Source organism: Meridianimarinicoccus aquatilis, from assembly GCF_004358675.1.
Taxonomy (GTDB): domain Bacteria; phylum Pseudomonadota; class Alphaproteobacteria; order Rhodobacterales; family Rhodobacteraceae; genus Meridianimarinicoccus; species Meridianimarinicoccus aquatilis.
The window spans coordinates 1-14,299 of sequence record NZ_SMZO01000073.1; the positions used below are offsets into that span (position 1 = coordinate 1).

A 14,299-nucleotide genomic window follows, 5' to 3' on the forward strand; every position below is an offset into this window, starting at 1 on the left:
TCGAAAACGAGCGGTGAACATGTCTGATCTTTTCTGGCTTACGGACGCGCAGATGGCGCGTCTTGAACCCTTCTTTCCGAAGTCCCACGGCAAGCCCCGCGTTGATGACCGACGTGTGTTGAGTGGGATCATTTTCATCAATCGCAATGGGTTGCGATGGCGGGACGCCCCGTCGGCCTATGGCCCACACAAGACGCTGTACAACCGTTGGAAGCGGTGGAGTGACAAGGGTATCTTCGCCCGAATGATGGCAGGTCTGGCTGCCGAACACGGCGAAAAGAAGACCGTCATGATCGACGCGACGTATCTCAAAGCCCACCGAACAGCGACCAGCATGGGCGTGAAAAAGGGGGGCGTGGACGCCTGATCGGTCGAACCAAAGGCGGCATGAACACGAAGCTGCACGCCGTCTGCGACAGCCAGGGCCGACCGCTCCACCTCTTCGTCACGGCAGGACAGGTCAGCGATTACATCGGTGCCCGCGCCCTGGTCGGCAGTTTGCCAAAGGTGGGGTGGCTGCTGGGAGACCGAGGATATGATGCCGATTGGTTCAGAGAAGCGTTAAAAAACAGAGGGATACGCGCCTGCATCCCGGGACGGAAGCAGCGGAAGAAACCGGTAAAGTACGACAAGCGCCGCTACAAGAGGCGCAACCGGATCGAGATCATGTTCGGCAGGTTGAAGGATTGGCGGCGTGTCGCGACCCGCTATGACCGATGCCCCAAGGTGTTCCTCTCGGCCATCACACTCGCTGCTCTCGTCATCTATTGGTTATGAATCCCGACCCTAAGCACGGCGTTCCAACTCGCCATAGACAGGCTGAGGAACTCCCAGGCGACTTCGTCGCACATGACCAGGGCTGATGGTGCGGATGATGCAGAGGGCAGAAGGTCGGCAGCTGACAAGTTCGACATATCAAGACCAGAGCCTGTGCAAGATGTCGGACCTTCCCACCAACCCCGTTCGACGCCGGTATGAAACATCCCGATGCCTGCTGTCACGGACGCAGCGACAGCGCCTGCCATCAGTAGCAGTAAGATGGGCAAACCAACCAAGAGAAGCACGCCAATAGCGATGGCGATCGCGTGAGGGTATCGCTGCCAAATGCACATCGCGCATGGTGCGTAGCCCGCTGCCTGAAACAAGAAGGCAGCCAGCAAAAGAACGGCCGATCCGCCGGCAGCGATCAAACCAAGTTGTTTCGAAGACAGCAGCATTCACTTTCCTTTCGCCTACACGCAGCTCGGCGGTCGAATTCGGTGTACCTCTCCAAGCACGCGCCGCAGTTGCCGATTTATCGGCAACTGCGCATTCGTGATCAGTTCGGCATTATGGCCCCGATTGCGTACATGCCATCCTCGCCCTTGACGAGCATCAGGGTCACCTCGTCACCATCGGTCACCTCTCCCATCATCTGCGCGTTTTCAAGAACCGTCATATCCATCGTCATTGCAGGCCAGCCGATCTCGGGAATCGGGTCATGGCTCACATTTGCAGTGCCGTCGCCGATTGAATTGATCACGGCCTTCGCGTGAACCGCGCCCTCCATTTTTTCGGCGGACATCGGCATGTTCGAATGATCCATATTGTGGTTCATTTGCGCGATAGCCCCTGTCGCGGACAGGGTCAGAAGTGCGAGACTTGCAGTCAGTATCTTCATGAGAAGCTCCATTCTTGAGGTTTGTGGGTTCAATTATTCGGCAGGCAGTGCTGCATCGACGGGCTGCTGAATTGGGGACGTGATTTCGCGGTTTACGCGTTTCAGCGCGAGCCGTTTCCAAATCACGAATATGGAAGGAATGACGAAAAGCGTCAGCAGGGTCGCTGTCACCATGCCGCCGATCATCGGTGCAGCGATGCGTTGCATGATCTCCGAGCCGGTGCCTGTTCCATACATGATCGGGATCAGAGCCGCGAAGATGGTGGCGACTGTCATGACTTTGGGTCTCACCCGAAGAACAGCTCCTTCGAAAACGACCTCTTCGATATCGTCGCGAGTGAGCTTACGGCTTTCCGACTGCCTGAGCTTGCGTCGTTTCTCCCATGCGAGATTGAGATAGAGCAGCATGACGATGGCCGTTTCGACGGCCACGCCGGCCAGGGCAATGAAGCCGACGAGGACGGCGATCGAAATGTCGAAGCTGAGATACCACAGAAACCAGACACCGCCTGCCAACGCGACAGGAAGCGCGGCGAGAATGATGCCAACTTCGATCACCCTATTGAACGCCATGAACAACATCAGCGTGATGATCATAAGCGTGGCGGGGGCGACGATCGCCAGCCGGTCCTGCATCCGCTCGATGTACTCATACTGCCCGGACCATGTCAGAGAATATCCGGGCGGCAGGCGCACCTGATCGGCCACGACCCTCTGCGCCTCGGCGACATATCCGCCGAGGTCTCGTCCTGCGATATCGATAAACACGAACCCCGTGCGCCGCGCGTTCTCTGATCGGATCATGCCCGGACCATCCACAATTCGAACATCGGCCAAGGCGGTCAGCGGCACATGAGCCCCCGATGGGGTGACAACGGGCAAGTTTTCGAGGCGTTCGGGGCTATCGCGCCACGCCTGCGGATAGCGCAGGTTAATCGGAAAGCGCTCCAGCCCTTCAACGGATTCCGATACCTGCATCCCACCGATGGCGGTTTGCACCACATCCTGAACATCCCGCACACTCATCATGTATCGCGCTGCGGCGTCGCGCTTGACGTCGATTTCTATGAAGCGCCCGCCTACCGGGCGCTCCGCATAGGCGGAGGCAGTGCCCTCGATATCCGACACGGCCCGTTCCACTTCGATCCCGATGTCTGTGATGACGTTCAGATCAGCACCCGAGATCTTGACACCAACCGGCGTTCGTATTCCGGTGGCAAGCATGTCAATCCGGTTCTTGATCGGCTGGATCCAGACATTGGTCACGCCGGGGATCTGCACAGTCCGATCAAGCTCATTGCGAATTTTTTCCATGGTCATGCCAGGGCGCCACTCAGCTTCTGGTTTGAGTTGGATCGTGGTTTCCACCATCGTAAGTGGTGCAGGATCGGTCGCTGTCTCTGCGCGCCCCACTTTGCCGTGCACAGTTTCAACCTCTGGGATTGTAGCGATCAGGCGATTGGTCTGCTGCAAGACCTCGCGCGCCTTACCGATCGACACGCCCGGGTAGAAGCTTGGCATATAGAGGAAGTCGCCCTCATTCAGCTCGGGCATAAACTCGGACCCGAGCCGTTGGTAGGGATACCACATTGAAGCCACGAGGGCACCGGCAAGCAAGGTTGTCGCCCACGGCCAAGCGATGGCTGCGTCCAGAAAAGGACGATACAGCAAGACCACCAATCGGTTCAGTGGGTTTTTGCGCTCGGGCAAAATCCGGCCCCGGACAAAGTAACCCATCAAGACCGGAACCAGTGTGATCGATAGGATCGCGGCGGCGGCCATCGCGTAGGTCTTTGTATAGGCCAGCGGGGCAAAAAGCCTGCCCTCCTGATTTTCCAGCACAAAGACAGGCAGAAAGCTGACCGTGATGATTGCCAAGGAGTAAAAGAGGGCCGGACCGACCTCAGAGGCGCATTCCTGCACGATCCTCCACCTGTTTTCTGCGGTCAGCTTTTCCTTCTCCAGCCGCCTGTGCATCGCCTCGATCATCACGATCGACGCATCGACCATGGCTCCAATGGCAATCGCGATGCCACCAAGCGACATGATGTTCGCATTCACGCCCTGCGCTTTCATCAGAATGAAGGCAGCGAAGATGCCGAGGGGCAACGACAGCAGGATCACCAGTGATGAGCGCAGATGCAGCAGAAAGGCAGCACAGACGAGGACGACGACAATGAATTCCTGCGTCAGCTTCTTCTTGAGATTGTCGATTGCGCGTTCGATCACGCCGGACCGGTCATAGGTCGTGATAATCTCGACACCATCCGGCAGGTTTGGCCGCAACTCTTCGATGCGGGCCTCCACCGCTTTGATGGTCGCAAGGGCATTGCCACCCCATCGCATGATGACCACGCCGCCAACGGCATCGCCCTGCCCGTCAAACTCTCCGACGCCACGGCGCAATTCCGGTCCTAGACGAATGTCAGCAACGTCGCCGAGGGTCAGAGCAGCTCCACGCTCGTTGATCATTAGGGGGGCGCTGGATAGATCAGAAAGCTCATCGATGTATCCGGACGAGCGGATCATGAATTCTGCTTCGCCCATCTCGATCACGCTTCCGCCGGTCTCTCGATTGGCCGCCTGTATCGCGTTCCTGAGTTGTGTCAGTGTGATATCGTAGGCCCGCAATTTGTTCGGATCGACAACGACCTGATACTGTTTGACCATGCCGCCAATCGTTGCGACTTCAGACACACCGTCGACAGCCTGCAGTTCGTATTTCAGAAACCAGTCCTGCAGCGTTCTCAGTTGCGCGAGATCGTGTGTGCCGGTTCTGTCGATCAACGCATATTGGTAGATCCATCCGACCCCGGTGGCATCCGGGCCAAGCTGAGGGGACACTCCGTCCGGCAGGCTCCCTGTGATCTGCCCAAGATATTCGAGGACGCGGGATCTTGCCCAATACAGGTCCGTGCCATCTTCGAAAACGACATAGACAAAACTGTCACCAAAGAAGGAAAAGCCGCGTACATCCTGTGCGCCAGGTACCGCCAGCAACGATGTGGCGAGCGGATAGGTGATCTGGTTTTCGACCACTTGCGGCGCCTGCCCCGGATAAGGGGTGCGGACGATCACCTGCACATCGGACAGGTCCGGTATCGCATCGACCGGTGTCTCGCGGATGGCCCAGATGCCTGCGACACCCATCATGACGGCAAGGACCAGAATAACAAACCTATTTGCCAGCGAGGCGCGGATGATCGCCGGGATCACTGGGGAACCCTCCCGTCACGGACAACATCGATCAATGTCATCGAGAAATCCGGGTTGCGCCGCAGGATGAGCGTGACGTCCGTTCCCACTGTGAGTTGGGAAATCTCAAGCTCCTCAGCCAAGGGAAAATCCATTGTCATTCCGGGCATGCCGATATCGGTCAACGGCCCATGGGTGATGTTCGCCGTCCGTGATTGAGCATCGATGGAGTTGATTTGACCTGAAACCTGCATTGGCGGTGCCACAGGTTCGGCCACCGCCAGCACCATATTCATGCCGTCCGGGCGCGCGAAAGTGAGCACCATCTCCACATCTGTCATCAAAGCGGCAGCGTCGAGTGACGGATCAATATCAAAGGCCATGGTCATGCCAGGCATGCCGATATCGGACATCGGTCCATGGGTGATCGTGGCCTTTGAGGCGTCTGTATCGACACTATCGATCGTGCCTGAGACCACGATGGGCGGTGCCGCAGCTGCCTCAAGCTCGACATCAGACAAGATCATGTTCAAGCCATCCGGCCGTGCAAATGTGAGGGTCATTTGGACGCCGGTTTTCAGCGATGCCATGTCCAAGCCCGGATCGATGGGGAAATCCATGGTCATGCCTGGCATTCCGATCTCAGCCATGGGCCCGTGGGTGATCGTTGCGGTTCCGGAATTCAGATCCAGGTCGTCGATGGTGCCGGACACCATGATCGGCGCTGCGGCATTTGTTTCAGCCGCTTCCACCTCTTCGGGATCGGTGCCCTCGGCGCGGACCGCGACTACGGAGAAAAGGCCGCCATCACCTGCCGTGAGATCGAATTCGATCGGCGCATCGAGGGGCACGGCCTCAAGATCAACCCCCAACACCGGCAGGTCCATCGTCATTGCGGGCCAGCCAAGCTCTGGGATCGGGCCATGCTCCAGCGTTAGCTTGCCATCCGACGTCACCGCGCGTGCAATCCCAGTGCCGGTACCAGCAATTCCATCATCTGGCGCAAGTTCGGTGAGGCTCAGGAGTCCATCTGCGCCACGGGCCACGAGAAACGCGACTGCCTCCCCCTCCTTTAGCCGATCCAGGGGAACATCGGCTCTCACCGGGAAGTCGGATGTCATCGCTGGCCAGTCCAGGTTTTCCAGGGCGTCATGCTGCACGGTTGCCACCCGACTCTGAGGATCGAGAGCAACGAGAACACCGCTGCCCCGCGCCGGGTCGGCATCCGTTGGCGCCATGCGCGTGAAGCCTGCGCTCAAAGCGCTTTCGCTGTCGATCAGGAACTGTGCGGAGGCAACGACCTCTTCACCCGGACCCAGGCCCTGAAGAATTTCTGTCCGCCCGCCTTCTCCGAAACTGTCCCGGAGACCGGCAGTCACCAATCTCGGTCGGAACGTCCCCTCCCCTGTTTTTAGGATGACGCGCTCAGCCGACCCTGTCCGTATTACGGCCTCAGATGGCACTGTCAGGACTGTACGGCTTTCGTTGGGCGTGAGACTGACACTTCCGAACATTCCGGGGCGGAGCACGCCATCGGAATTGTCAAACCTCAGTCGAACAGGAAGCGTTCGTGTTTGGGGATCGAGTTCGGGGTAAATGTAGTCGATGTCGCCTTCAAACACGCGCCCAGGCAAGTGTTCGAACCGAGCGATGGCCCGCATATCCTCAGACAGCCGGGCAATATCACGTTCAAAGACATCTACAATGAGCCAGACCTTCGACAAATCAGCGACGGAGAAGGCAAGCGTTCCAGGTTGCAGATACATGCCATCGGCCGCATTCAGGGCGATGACCACGCCGTTCTGTGGTGCTTCGATCTCGATGTTGCGAACCAATTCGCCGCCCGCCTCAATCTCGGCAATCTGGCGGGCGGACATACCTTGGCTCATCAGCTTGTTGCGCGCCGCATCCAGAATGCGGGGGTCACCAGCCTCGACAGCGCGAACAAGATCACCCGTCGCGGCTGCGATGAGTGGAGAAAAGAGCTCGAAAAGAACCTGCTCCCCTGCAACGCGATCTCCGACGGCTCGGACATTAAGCTTTTCAACCCAGCCTTCTACCCGAGTATGCACATGACTGGTTAGATGCTCGTCATAGCCCACGAAACCAACAGTCTCGATCCGAGGTTGCACTTCACTCATGCGGGCGACCGCCGTGCGTACGCCGATTGCGTTGATTTCGGCCGCGTTCAGTGTGACCTCGGCAGGATCACCAGATGGCTCCTGTCCGGCATAGACGGCAATAAGATCCATCCCCATGGGCGACTTGCCGGGCCCTGGTTGACGGAAATTTGGGTCCATGGGCGCAACCCAATAGAGAATCTCGGGGCCTTCAGATCCGCCTTGCATCGCTGGATTCAGGTACAACCGTTCAACGTAAACCCCACCGCCAAGGCCGGCCGCCAAGGCAAGAACTGAAAGTGCCGCGTATCTTCCACGCATAAACATCGTCTCCTGACGGCTGCATTGGATGCAGCGATCGATTGGTCAAACAGCCCGCATATGCGGGCACCGAAATGTCAGGAGTGTCGGGGTGGGCGATCGGGCACGAGGGGCTCACGGGATACATGAGCCCTGGAGAATGCGGCCGGTTTTGGTGCCGTAAACGCGGTTTCTTCAGACCGATGATCCAGATGTTGCTGGTAGTCCATGACACAGCAAAGACCGGTGTGGCACCCGTCGCCGTGTCCTGCGTGAGCCTCCGTTTGCCGCTCGCCATTGTTTTCGGGGTGGTGCGCGTGGACGTGGTTGGGCACTTCTCCCGCAGAAGCGACAGCGGGGATTTGCGGACCGCACTCCGCGCTGCTCATCTCTCCTTCAAACGGCATTGCCTGCGTTCCGACGACGGTGATCGTCAGACACACAAAGGCAAGACATGCCGATCGCAGGAAAGAGAACGCATTCCAAAACATAAGCGTGAAATAGCGCTCTTCAGAAGTTGCAGCAATTGAAGCGGGGCTGAATGATTGTATCATTTTGTAAAGTTGACCTTTTCCAAGTTGTGCCAGTACGACACCAACGGTGGCATAATCAGATCAGGCGTCAGATGGATTCCAAGAAACGATCAACACTCTTGACGATCGGTGCGGTCATTGCAGGCTATGCGGCGCTTCGAACCGTGCCCTCTTTGCTGCCGGAAAAACTTGAACTTGAAGCACTCGATCGTCCGAAAGGCTTCCGGAGATTTATCGCCGGTGAGACATCCGGATCGTTTGACGCGTTCGTCGGCTTGGACAGTCCGGACAGTATGGGTGTGGCAGCACGGAAGGCTGCGGCTATCGAGCGAGTCTCAGCAGATATTTGCGGCGCTCTCTACGGAGACCTCGACATGAGCAATGCACGTATCCCTTTGGCGTCATTTTCTGACTATTATTGTCCTTTTTGCAGAGTACAAACCAAGAGCTTCGCCGATATGACAAGCAAAATGCCAGATCAGGTTGCAATAGCATGGCACGAGCTTCCTCTGCTGGGCGACAGCTCTAATCTGGCAGCAAAGGCGGCCTTGGCCGCCAAGCGTCAAGGTGCCTATGTCGCATTCCAGGAACGTTTGATGACCTCGCCATTTCAAGCCACACCGGAATACCTTGCCCGTCTCTCTGAAGATCTGGGCGTTGATGGCGAACAATTGGTCGCCGACATGGAGAGCCCCGAAGTCGCGCGCGAGCTGGAAAATAGCGCGGCTCTCGCGCAGGTTTTTGCCTTTGTTGGCACGCCTGCCCTCGTCATCGGTCGTACAGTTGTCCAAGGTCAGGTCAGCGACAGGATGATACGAAGGATCATTGACCTTGAGCGCGAGGAGGGCTGGGACGTTGCCTGTGTGTCGGCCTGACAAACCTATGCTGTCTGCAGTTCTCTCCGCCTTACTCTTCTATCGAGATTGGCGACGGAATGGATAGACGGCACTTCATCCTACTAGCTTCTGCGTTGGTCATGGTCCCCTATTCTGTGACGGCCGCCACGCGCATAGTCTGGTCAGCCGTCGAAGCCTCGACCGCGTTGGCGCAGGGCGAGATTTCCCTGATTGATATTCGTTCACGCGTTGAGTGGATGGAGACAACTGTGGCGAAAGACGCCTGGCCGATCAGCATGCATGAACCGAGGTTTGAGCAGAGGTTGTTCGCTGCACGCGATCTGTCCGGCGAAAAACCAATCGCCTTGATCTGTGCCACCGGAGGGCGGAGTGGCCGTCTCATGAGCACTCTAAATCGAGCGGGATACCCGGGCTTCATCGATGTCTCAGAAGGCATGTTGGGATCACTGAAAGGGCCAGGCTGGATCGCACGGGGTTTGCCTGTGATGGATCTGGAGGCGGCCTTGGCCAATCTGCCGGACGTTCTCCGTTGATCGTGGGTCCGCGTCCATGAAGGGAGCGGTTTCTCAATTCTGGGCTGGGTTGCTGTCGATTGTTTTGGGTTGCGTAAGCATCCTCGTCTTCGATGCTGCCCATGCCGCGGAATCCGAGACTTTTTCAAATCCTGCGGTCTCGGCGCGTCTGATCTCGGCCGAAGACGGGATTGCGCCGGATGCCGCCTCCGTTTCCCTTGGATTGGCCTTGGAGTACGGCGACGGCTGGAAGGGATACTGGCGTACGCCAGGCGAGGTTGGCTTGGCACCCAAGATCAACTGGTCGGGTTCAACCAATCTGAAATCCGCCGAGCTCCTCTGGCCCGCGCCGGAACGGTTCGAGGCCTTCGGGATCGAGAACTTCGGCTATTCAGGTCAGGTTGTTTTGCCGATCCGCGCGAGACTTGAGGACGCCGGCCAGCCTCTGGAACTGCGTGCCCGCGTGTCCTTGCTGACATGTTCGACTGTCTGTGTGCCCCATGACTTCGAACTGTCACTCGCCCTGCCACAAGGCGTCGGGATCGATACAAACCCGGCTCGCCAGATTGCTACTTACGCCGATCGCGTTCCCGCAGTACCCGAGAACAGCGATATCAGGATCTCGGTCACGGCCCTAGATACGCGCGACTCGGCTCTCATCGTTGTGGCAACGAGCGACGCACCGTTCGATGAGGTCGACGTGTTCCCGGAATTCGGACCCCTTGTGACCTTTGGCAAACCAGATATCCGATTGGATCGCGATAGAACGGAACTCTGGGCAAAAATACCGATCAACGCCTGGACCGAAGAGCATGCAGAGCCTTCGGTGACGATCACAGACACCGCACGTGCAATCACGGCGCCGATCACGCTTACCTCAGATCCCCCTGCCCCACCGTTTTCAAGCGCGAACCCTCGAACGAGTGTGCTGAAGGTCGTGGCGGTGGCCGCCATCGCCTTTCTTGGTGGTCTGATCCTGAATGCCATGCCCTGCGTGTTACCCGTTCTATCGATCAAGCTCACATCCGTTTTGAAGGCAACCGGTCAAACCCGGCAGATGACGCGCAACGGATTCCTGTTTTCAGCCTTGGGGGTACTGACATTTGTCTGGGCGCTTGCGGCTGCCTTAGTGTTTCTTCAATGGATCGGAGTATCCGTCGGCTGGGGTATACAATTCCAAAATCCGGTCTTCGTGACTCTGATGTTCATGGTCATCGCCGTCTTTGCCGCCAATCTCTTCGGTGCATTCGAGATAACCCTGCCCGCGGCCCTTCAAGACCGCCTGGGTGCCAGCAATGCCAGAGCCGGGTATATCTCAGACTTTGGCACCGGACTGTTTGCGGCCATCCTCGCTACGCCGTGTTCCGCCCCGTTCCTCGGCACCGCGATCACCTTTGCGCTCGCGGGTACATCACTGGACGTGATAGTGATATTCACGGCGCTCGGTCTTGGACTGGCCCTCCCCTACCTCGTCATTGCCGCACGTCCCGAGTTGGTCACGCGACTGCCCCGGCCCGGGCGATGGATGCTTCTGGTCAGGATCCTTCTTGGCGGTCTGTTGCTGGCAACAGCCGCATGGCTCTTGTTCGTTCTTGTCGGCGTGGCGGGTGGGCGGGCAGCTGCCTTCATCTCGGCACTCACAGCTGCGCTCATCGTCGCCGCATCAATCCCACAAGCAAACCGATGGCTGCGGCGTGCTACTCTCAGCGTCTGTGTTTTTCTGGCGATTTTCGGGGTAGGTCTCACCTCAACCCCTGACCGCACCACAGCAGGGGTTGATGCGACGTCCCACTGGCAGGATTTCGAACCCCCGAGCATCGCGCGCCGCGTCTCTGAAGGCGAGACGGTGTTCGTCGATGTGACCGCGGATTGGTGTCTGACCTGCAAAGCCAACAAGTCTCTCGTGCTTGACAGGGATCCAGTGCGTGCGCGGTTGCGCGGCGGTTCCGTGATCGCCATGCAGGCGGATTGGACCCGCTCGGATGACAACATCGCGCGGTTTCTCGAGCGATATGACCGCTACGGCATTCCGTTCAATATCGTCTTCGGGCCAGGGTCGCCTTCCGGCATCGCTCTCCCAGAAATTTTGACGCCACAGGCAGTTCTTGACGCTCTCGACACAGCGTCTGTTCGAAGTGTTGCGTCGGAGTAACGCGCTTAATCGAGCTGAATATCTGAAATCGACGCAACGATTCTGCCCTTGTTATCATCGCTGTCGGCCGACACGGCCAATCCAATCAGGGCACCCGGCTCGATCCCGAACGCAGTGCGATGATCTGATGCGAGATCGACCTGCTCACGATACTGCCCGATCTCTGAAGGGCGCAGGACTTTGCTGCGCAACCGGGGCGAATAGGGGCTGGGCAATATCGCATTGGTCGGGTGCGCACCGCCCCACACGTAGATCAGGGCGCGTGCGCTGTCCTCTTGAAGAATGCGCCGCGCGCTCTTTCCGCTCAGAGCGTCCACCCTGTCCGGATCGACGAACACGAAGTAGATCGCCAGATTTCTGTCGTCACCACCTTTGATCGTAAGATCAGTCGGTCGGACACCCTCATGGACTCGCCAGACCCAACGCGCGAACTCAGCCGAACGATTGAGGTCCTCAACGGGGCGCCAGAGCGTAACCGCCCGATTGATACCACGGTTTAGGCTGACCCCCAGTTCCAAGGCATCAGTTCGTCGATCCGGTTGATTTTGTGATCGTGGATGCGGTCGAGGACGTCGGCAAGGTAGGCTTGTGGATCGATGGCGTTCAGCTTTGCGGTTTCGATGATCGTCATCGCACGCGCCAAAGTTTCCGCCCCGGTGTCAGCACCCGCAAAGAGCCAGTTTTTGCGCCCAATCCCGATCGGGCGCATGGCACGTTCTGCCGCGTTATTATCGATAGCCACGCGACCATCCTCAAGGAACAAACAGAACGACGGCCAACGGCTCAGACCATAACGAAAGGCTTTCGCCAGATCGCTCTTGCCGGGGATCCGCGTCAGCTGTTGTTCGGCCCAGAGTTTGAAGGCCTCAACCTTCGGTTTGCTCAGCTTTTGGCGTGCTGCAAGGCGCGTATCAGCTGATTGACCTGCGATTTCGCGCTCGATGTCATAGAGCTTCCCTATCCTGTCGAGGGCCTCACGAGCGATCTGTGACTTGTCCGACGCCCATACATCATGGAAGTCGCGACGCAGATGCGCCCAACAGGCGGCCTCCTTGAACTGACTGTTGCCGTCAGGGCCTTTCTCATACAGCGCATTGAACCCGGCATAGGCGTCTGCCTGCAAGATACCGCTACTGTTTTGCAGGTGCTGGCGGACATGTTCGCCTTTTCGGTCAGGGGCAAAGTAATAAACCGCCCCCGGCGGCGCTGTGCCCGCCCATGGTCGCTGATCACGGACATAGGCCCAGATACGGCCCTGTTTCACGCCTTTACCCAACCCCTTATCGCGTCGCGCACGGTCCAGCACCCGGATTGGCGTGTCATCTGTATGCAGCAGATCACTTGCCATGATATGCGCCTCGACCCGCTCAATGATGGGCCGGAGAACCTGCATCGCGCGCCCACACCAATCGACCAGCGTACTGTCTGGAATGTCAGCCCCCATACGCGCGAAGATTTCGTTCTGTCGGTAAAGCGGAAGATGATCGTCAAATTTCGAGACCAAAACATGCGCCAGTAGATTGGGCCCCGCCATGCTGCCCGGGATCGGGCGGCTGGGTGCGGGCACCTGCACCATCTTTTCGCAGCGGCGGCAGGACTTCTTGATGCGGGCAATCTCGATCACCTTGAGCTGCGCTGTGATCATATCGAGCAGTTCACTGACATCCTCACCAACGATCCGCAGATCACCGCCGCAATCGGGGCACGCGGCACCGGGATCAAGCTCGCGGCGCTCACGCGGGGTCGTGTCCGAGACACGCGGGCGACGGCGGGGTTTATTCTCAACCGGCTCGGATGCAGCAGAAGATGGTGCGTCAGCCTCATCTTCATCAAGCGGTGCGTCTTCCGCCTCAGCGACCGCGACCAGTAGGTCTTCCAGCGCCAACTCAAGCTGTTCAATCTCGCGCTCGATCTTTTCCGAGCTTGCACCAAACGCCTGTTTCTGCAGCTTTGCGATCCGCAGCCGCAAGGCCTGTACCAATTGATCATGGGCCCGCAGTGTCGCCGATATCTTGGCATTCTCCGCCTGCAAAGTCGCAATCATCGCCTTCAAACGAACGGGGTCATCTGGCAGGTTTTCAGTATCAATCAGCATGGCGCAAATTACCAAAACTTACAGTAAAACACTATATAAATAAGCAATATCAGATAGATAAATCAACCAACGCGGGCCGGTGGCGCACCCCAATCTGGCCTACGCCAATCGATCCCCTCCCACAGCATCGCCAGTTGCGCCGAGGTCATCCGCACAGCCCCATCCTGGGCGCTTGGCCATGGAAACCGCCCCCGCTCCAGAACCTTGTAGTAAAGACAAAAGCCCTGACCATCCCAGTACAGCAGCTTTAACCGATCACCCCGTCGTCCACGAAAGGCAAACACCGCGCCACTTGCTGGCTTCTGGCGCAACACGTCCTGCGCCAAGATCGAAAGGCCCGCGATGCCCTTCCTCATATCCGTCACCCCACAGGCCAGATAAACCCGAACCCCGGTTCCCGGACCGATCACGCGGCTTCCACCGCCCGGATCAATCGCGTCAGCGCGGCTGCTTCCACGCCAGTATCAAATCGCAAGCAACGTCCATTGTTCAAGGAAAGCTCCACCGCAGACGGCGGTGTGGGCTCCGAGGCTGATGACACTACGTCTGCAACATGGAAATCAATTGGTAGAAAAACTGCGCCCTCGCCGGTGGGCCAAAGCCCCTTCTTCTTAAGCTCATGCCGCCATCGGTAAATCTGCTGGCGCGTCACATCGTGCCTATGCGCAACATGCGTGACCGTCGCCCCGTCAATGCCGACGGATGAAACAATCGCCAACTTGTCATCATCATTCCAGCGCCGCCGCCGCTCAAAACCAAGGACCTCGCCCCGCATGACACCCTCCGCATAAGACACGTCACTAACGACGTCGCTATGCACGTATCTTAAACCATCACGCCAAAATTAGGCAGGCGGTGCCAATCGGGCGGTTACG

12 protein-coding genes are annotated in these 14,299 nt (G+C 58.1%); 4 read left to right on the plus strand and 8 right to left on the minus strand.

Translation table 11 applies throughout. The annotated features are described in order from the left end of the window. Positions 1-19 precede the first annotated feature (19 nt). Positions 20-777, plus strand: a protein-coding gene (locus tag E2L05_RS18510) for an IS5 family transposase (protein WP_133342084.1) whose coding sequence is annotated in 2 segments (ribosomal slippage) — positions 20-341 and positions 341-777 — 759 coding nt in all. Because the reading frame shifts where the segments join, the coding sequence is not laid out codon by codon here. On the opposite strand, the gene E2L05_RS18515 is transcribed toward E2L05_RS18510, so the two are convergent. From E2L05_RS18515 to E2L05_RS18530, 4 genes are all read right to left on the minus strand, one after another. Continuing rightward, the gene (locus E2L05_RS18515; RefSeq protein ID WP_133344328.1) at positions 765-1,217 is read right to left on the minus strand and encodes a disulfide bond formation protein B; all 453 of its coding nucleotides are present in this window, start codon (positions 1,215-1,217) and stop codon (positions 765-767) included. The genes E2L05_RS18510 and E2L05_RS18515 overlap by 13 nt on opposite strands. A 101-nt stretch (positions 1,218-1,318) precedes the next feature. Then, a complete protein-coding gene (locus E2L05_RS18520; protein ID WP_133344330.1) occupies positions 1,319-1,660 on the minus strand; it encodes a copper-binding protein in 342 nt (113 codons plus the stop codon). A gap of 33 nt (positions 1,661-1,693) precedes the next feature. Beyond that, entirely contained in the window at positions 1,694-4,876 is a 3,183-nt protein-coding gene (locus tag E2L05_RS18525; RefSeq protein WP_133344332.1) for an efflux RND transporter permease subunit, read from the minus strand. Next, complete coding sequence (locus E2L05_RS18530; protein WP_133344334.1) at positions 4,873-7,296, minus strand: efflux RND transporter periplasmic adaptor subunit; 2,424 nt, start codon at positions 7,294-7,296, stop codon at positions 4,873-4,875. The genes E2L05_RS18525 and E2L05_RS18530 overlap by 4 nt, the downstream gene beginning before the upstream one ends. A 604-nt stretch (positions 7,297-7,900) precedes the next feature. Between E2L05_RS18530 and E2L05_RS18540 the strand changes: the two genes are divergently transcribed. Genes E2L05_RS18540 through E2L05_RS18550 form a run of 3 tightly spaced genes read left to right on the plus strand, consistent with a single transcriptional unit; the run spans position 7,901 to position 11,329 of the window. After that, positions 7,901-8,683, plus strand: a complete 783-nt coding sequence (locus E2L05_RS18540) for a DsbA family protein (protein ID WP_133344338.1) — start codon at positions 7,901-7,903, stop codon at positions 8,681-8,683. 59 nt (positions 8,684-8,742) lie between these two features. After that, on the plus strand, positions 8,743-9,198 hold the full coding sequence (locus E2L05_RS18545; protein ID WP_133344340.1) for a rhodanese-like domain-containing protein: 456 nt from the start codon (positions 8,743-8,745) through the stop codon (positions 9,196-9,198). Positions 9,199-9,214: 16 nt separating this feature from the next. Further along, the gene (locus E2L05_RS18550; RefSeq protein ID WP_133344342.1) at positions 9,215-11,329 is read left to right on the plus strand and encodes a protein-disulfide reductase DsbD family protein; all 2,115 of its coding nucleotides are present in this window, start codon (positions 9,215-9,217) and stop codon (positions 11,327-11,329) included. A 5-nt stretch (positions 11,330-11,334) separates the two neighbouring features. On the opposite strand, the gene E2L05_RS18555 is transcribed toward E2L05_RS18550, so the two are convergent. From E2L05_RS18555 to tnpA, 4 genes are all read right to left on the minus strand, one after another. Beyond that, positions 11,335-11,847: a DUF3047 domain-containing protein gene (locus E2L05_RS18555; RefSeq protein ID WP_133344344.1), complete on the minus strand. Its 513-nt coding sequence runs from the start codon at positions 11,845-11,847 to the stop codon at positions 11,335-11,337. After that, on the minus strand, positions 11,826-13,424 hold the full coding sequence (gene tnpC, locus E2L05_RS18560; protein ID WP_133342750.1) for an IS66 family transposase: 1,599 nt from the start codon (positions 13,422-13,424) through the stop codon (positions 11,826-11,828). The genes E2L05_RS18555 and tnpC overlap by 22 nt, the downstream gene beginning before the upstream one ends. 62 nt (positions 13,425-13,486) lie before the next feature. Next, the gene (gene tnpB / locus E2L05_RS18565; RefSeq protein WP_208016246.1) at positions 13,487-13,834 is read right to left on the minus strand and encodes an IS66 family insertion sequence element accessory protein TnpB; all 348 of its coding nucleotides are present in this window, start codon (positions 13,832-13,834) and stop codon (positions 13,487-13,489) included. After that, a complete protein-coding gene (gene tnpA, locus E2L05_RS18570; protein ID WP_133342751.1) occupies positions 13,831-14,199 on the minus strand; it encodes an IS66-like element accessory protein TnpA in 369 nt (122 codons plus the stop codon). Before tnpA ends, tnpB begins: the two co-directional genes overlap by 4 nt. Positions 14,200-14,299: the final 100 nt, after the last annotated feature.

What these genes read in the sequence shown, in the direction of transcription:
- E2L05_RS18515 (WP_133344328.1), bottom strand. Translation starts at nt 1,217, where the DNA reads ATGCTGCTGTCTTCGAAACAACTTGGTTTGATCGCTGCCGGCGGATCG.
- E2L05_RS18520 (WP_133344330.1), bottom strand. Translation starts at nt 1,660, where the DNA reads ATGAAGATACTGACTGCAAGTCTCGCACTTCTGACCCTGTCCGCGACA.
- E2L05_RS18530 (WP_133344334.1), bottom strand. Translation starts at nt 7,296, where the DNA reads ATGCGTGGAAGATACGCGGCACTTTCAGTTCTTGCCTTGGCGGCCGGC.
- E2L05_RS18540 (WP_133344338.1), top strand. Translation starts at nt 7,901, where the DNA reads ATGGATTCCAAGAAACGATCAACACTCTTGACGATCGGTGCGGTCATT.
- E2L05_RS18545 (WP_133344340.1), top strand. Translation starts at nt 8,743, where the DNA reads ATGGATAGACGGCACTTCATCCTACTAGCTTCTGCGTTGGTCATGGTC.
- E2L05_RS18550 (WP_133344342.1), top strand. Translation starts at nt 9,215, where the DNA reads ATGAAGGGAGCGGTTTCTCAATTCTGGGCTGGGTTGCTGTCGATTGTT.
- tnpC (WP_133342750.1), bottom strand. Translation starts at nt 13,424, where the DNA reads ATGCTGATTGATACTGAAAACCTGCCAGATGACCCCGTTCGTTTGAAG.
- tnpA (WP_133342751.1), bottom strand. Translation starts at nt 14,199, where the DNA reads ATGCGGGGCGAGGTCCTTGGTTTTGAGCGGCGGCGGCGCTGGAATGAT.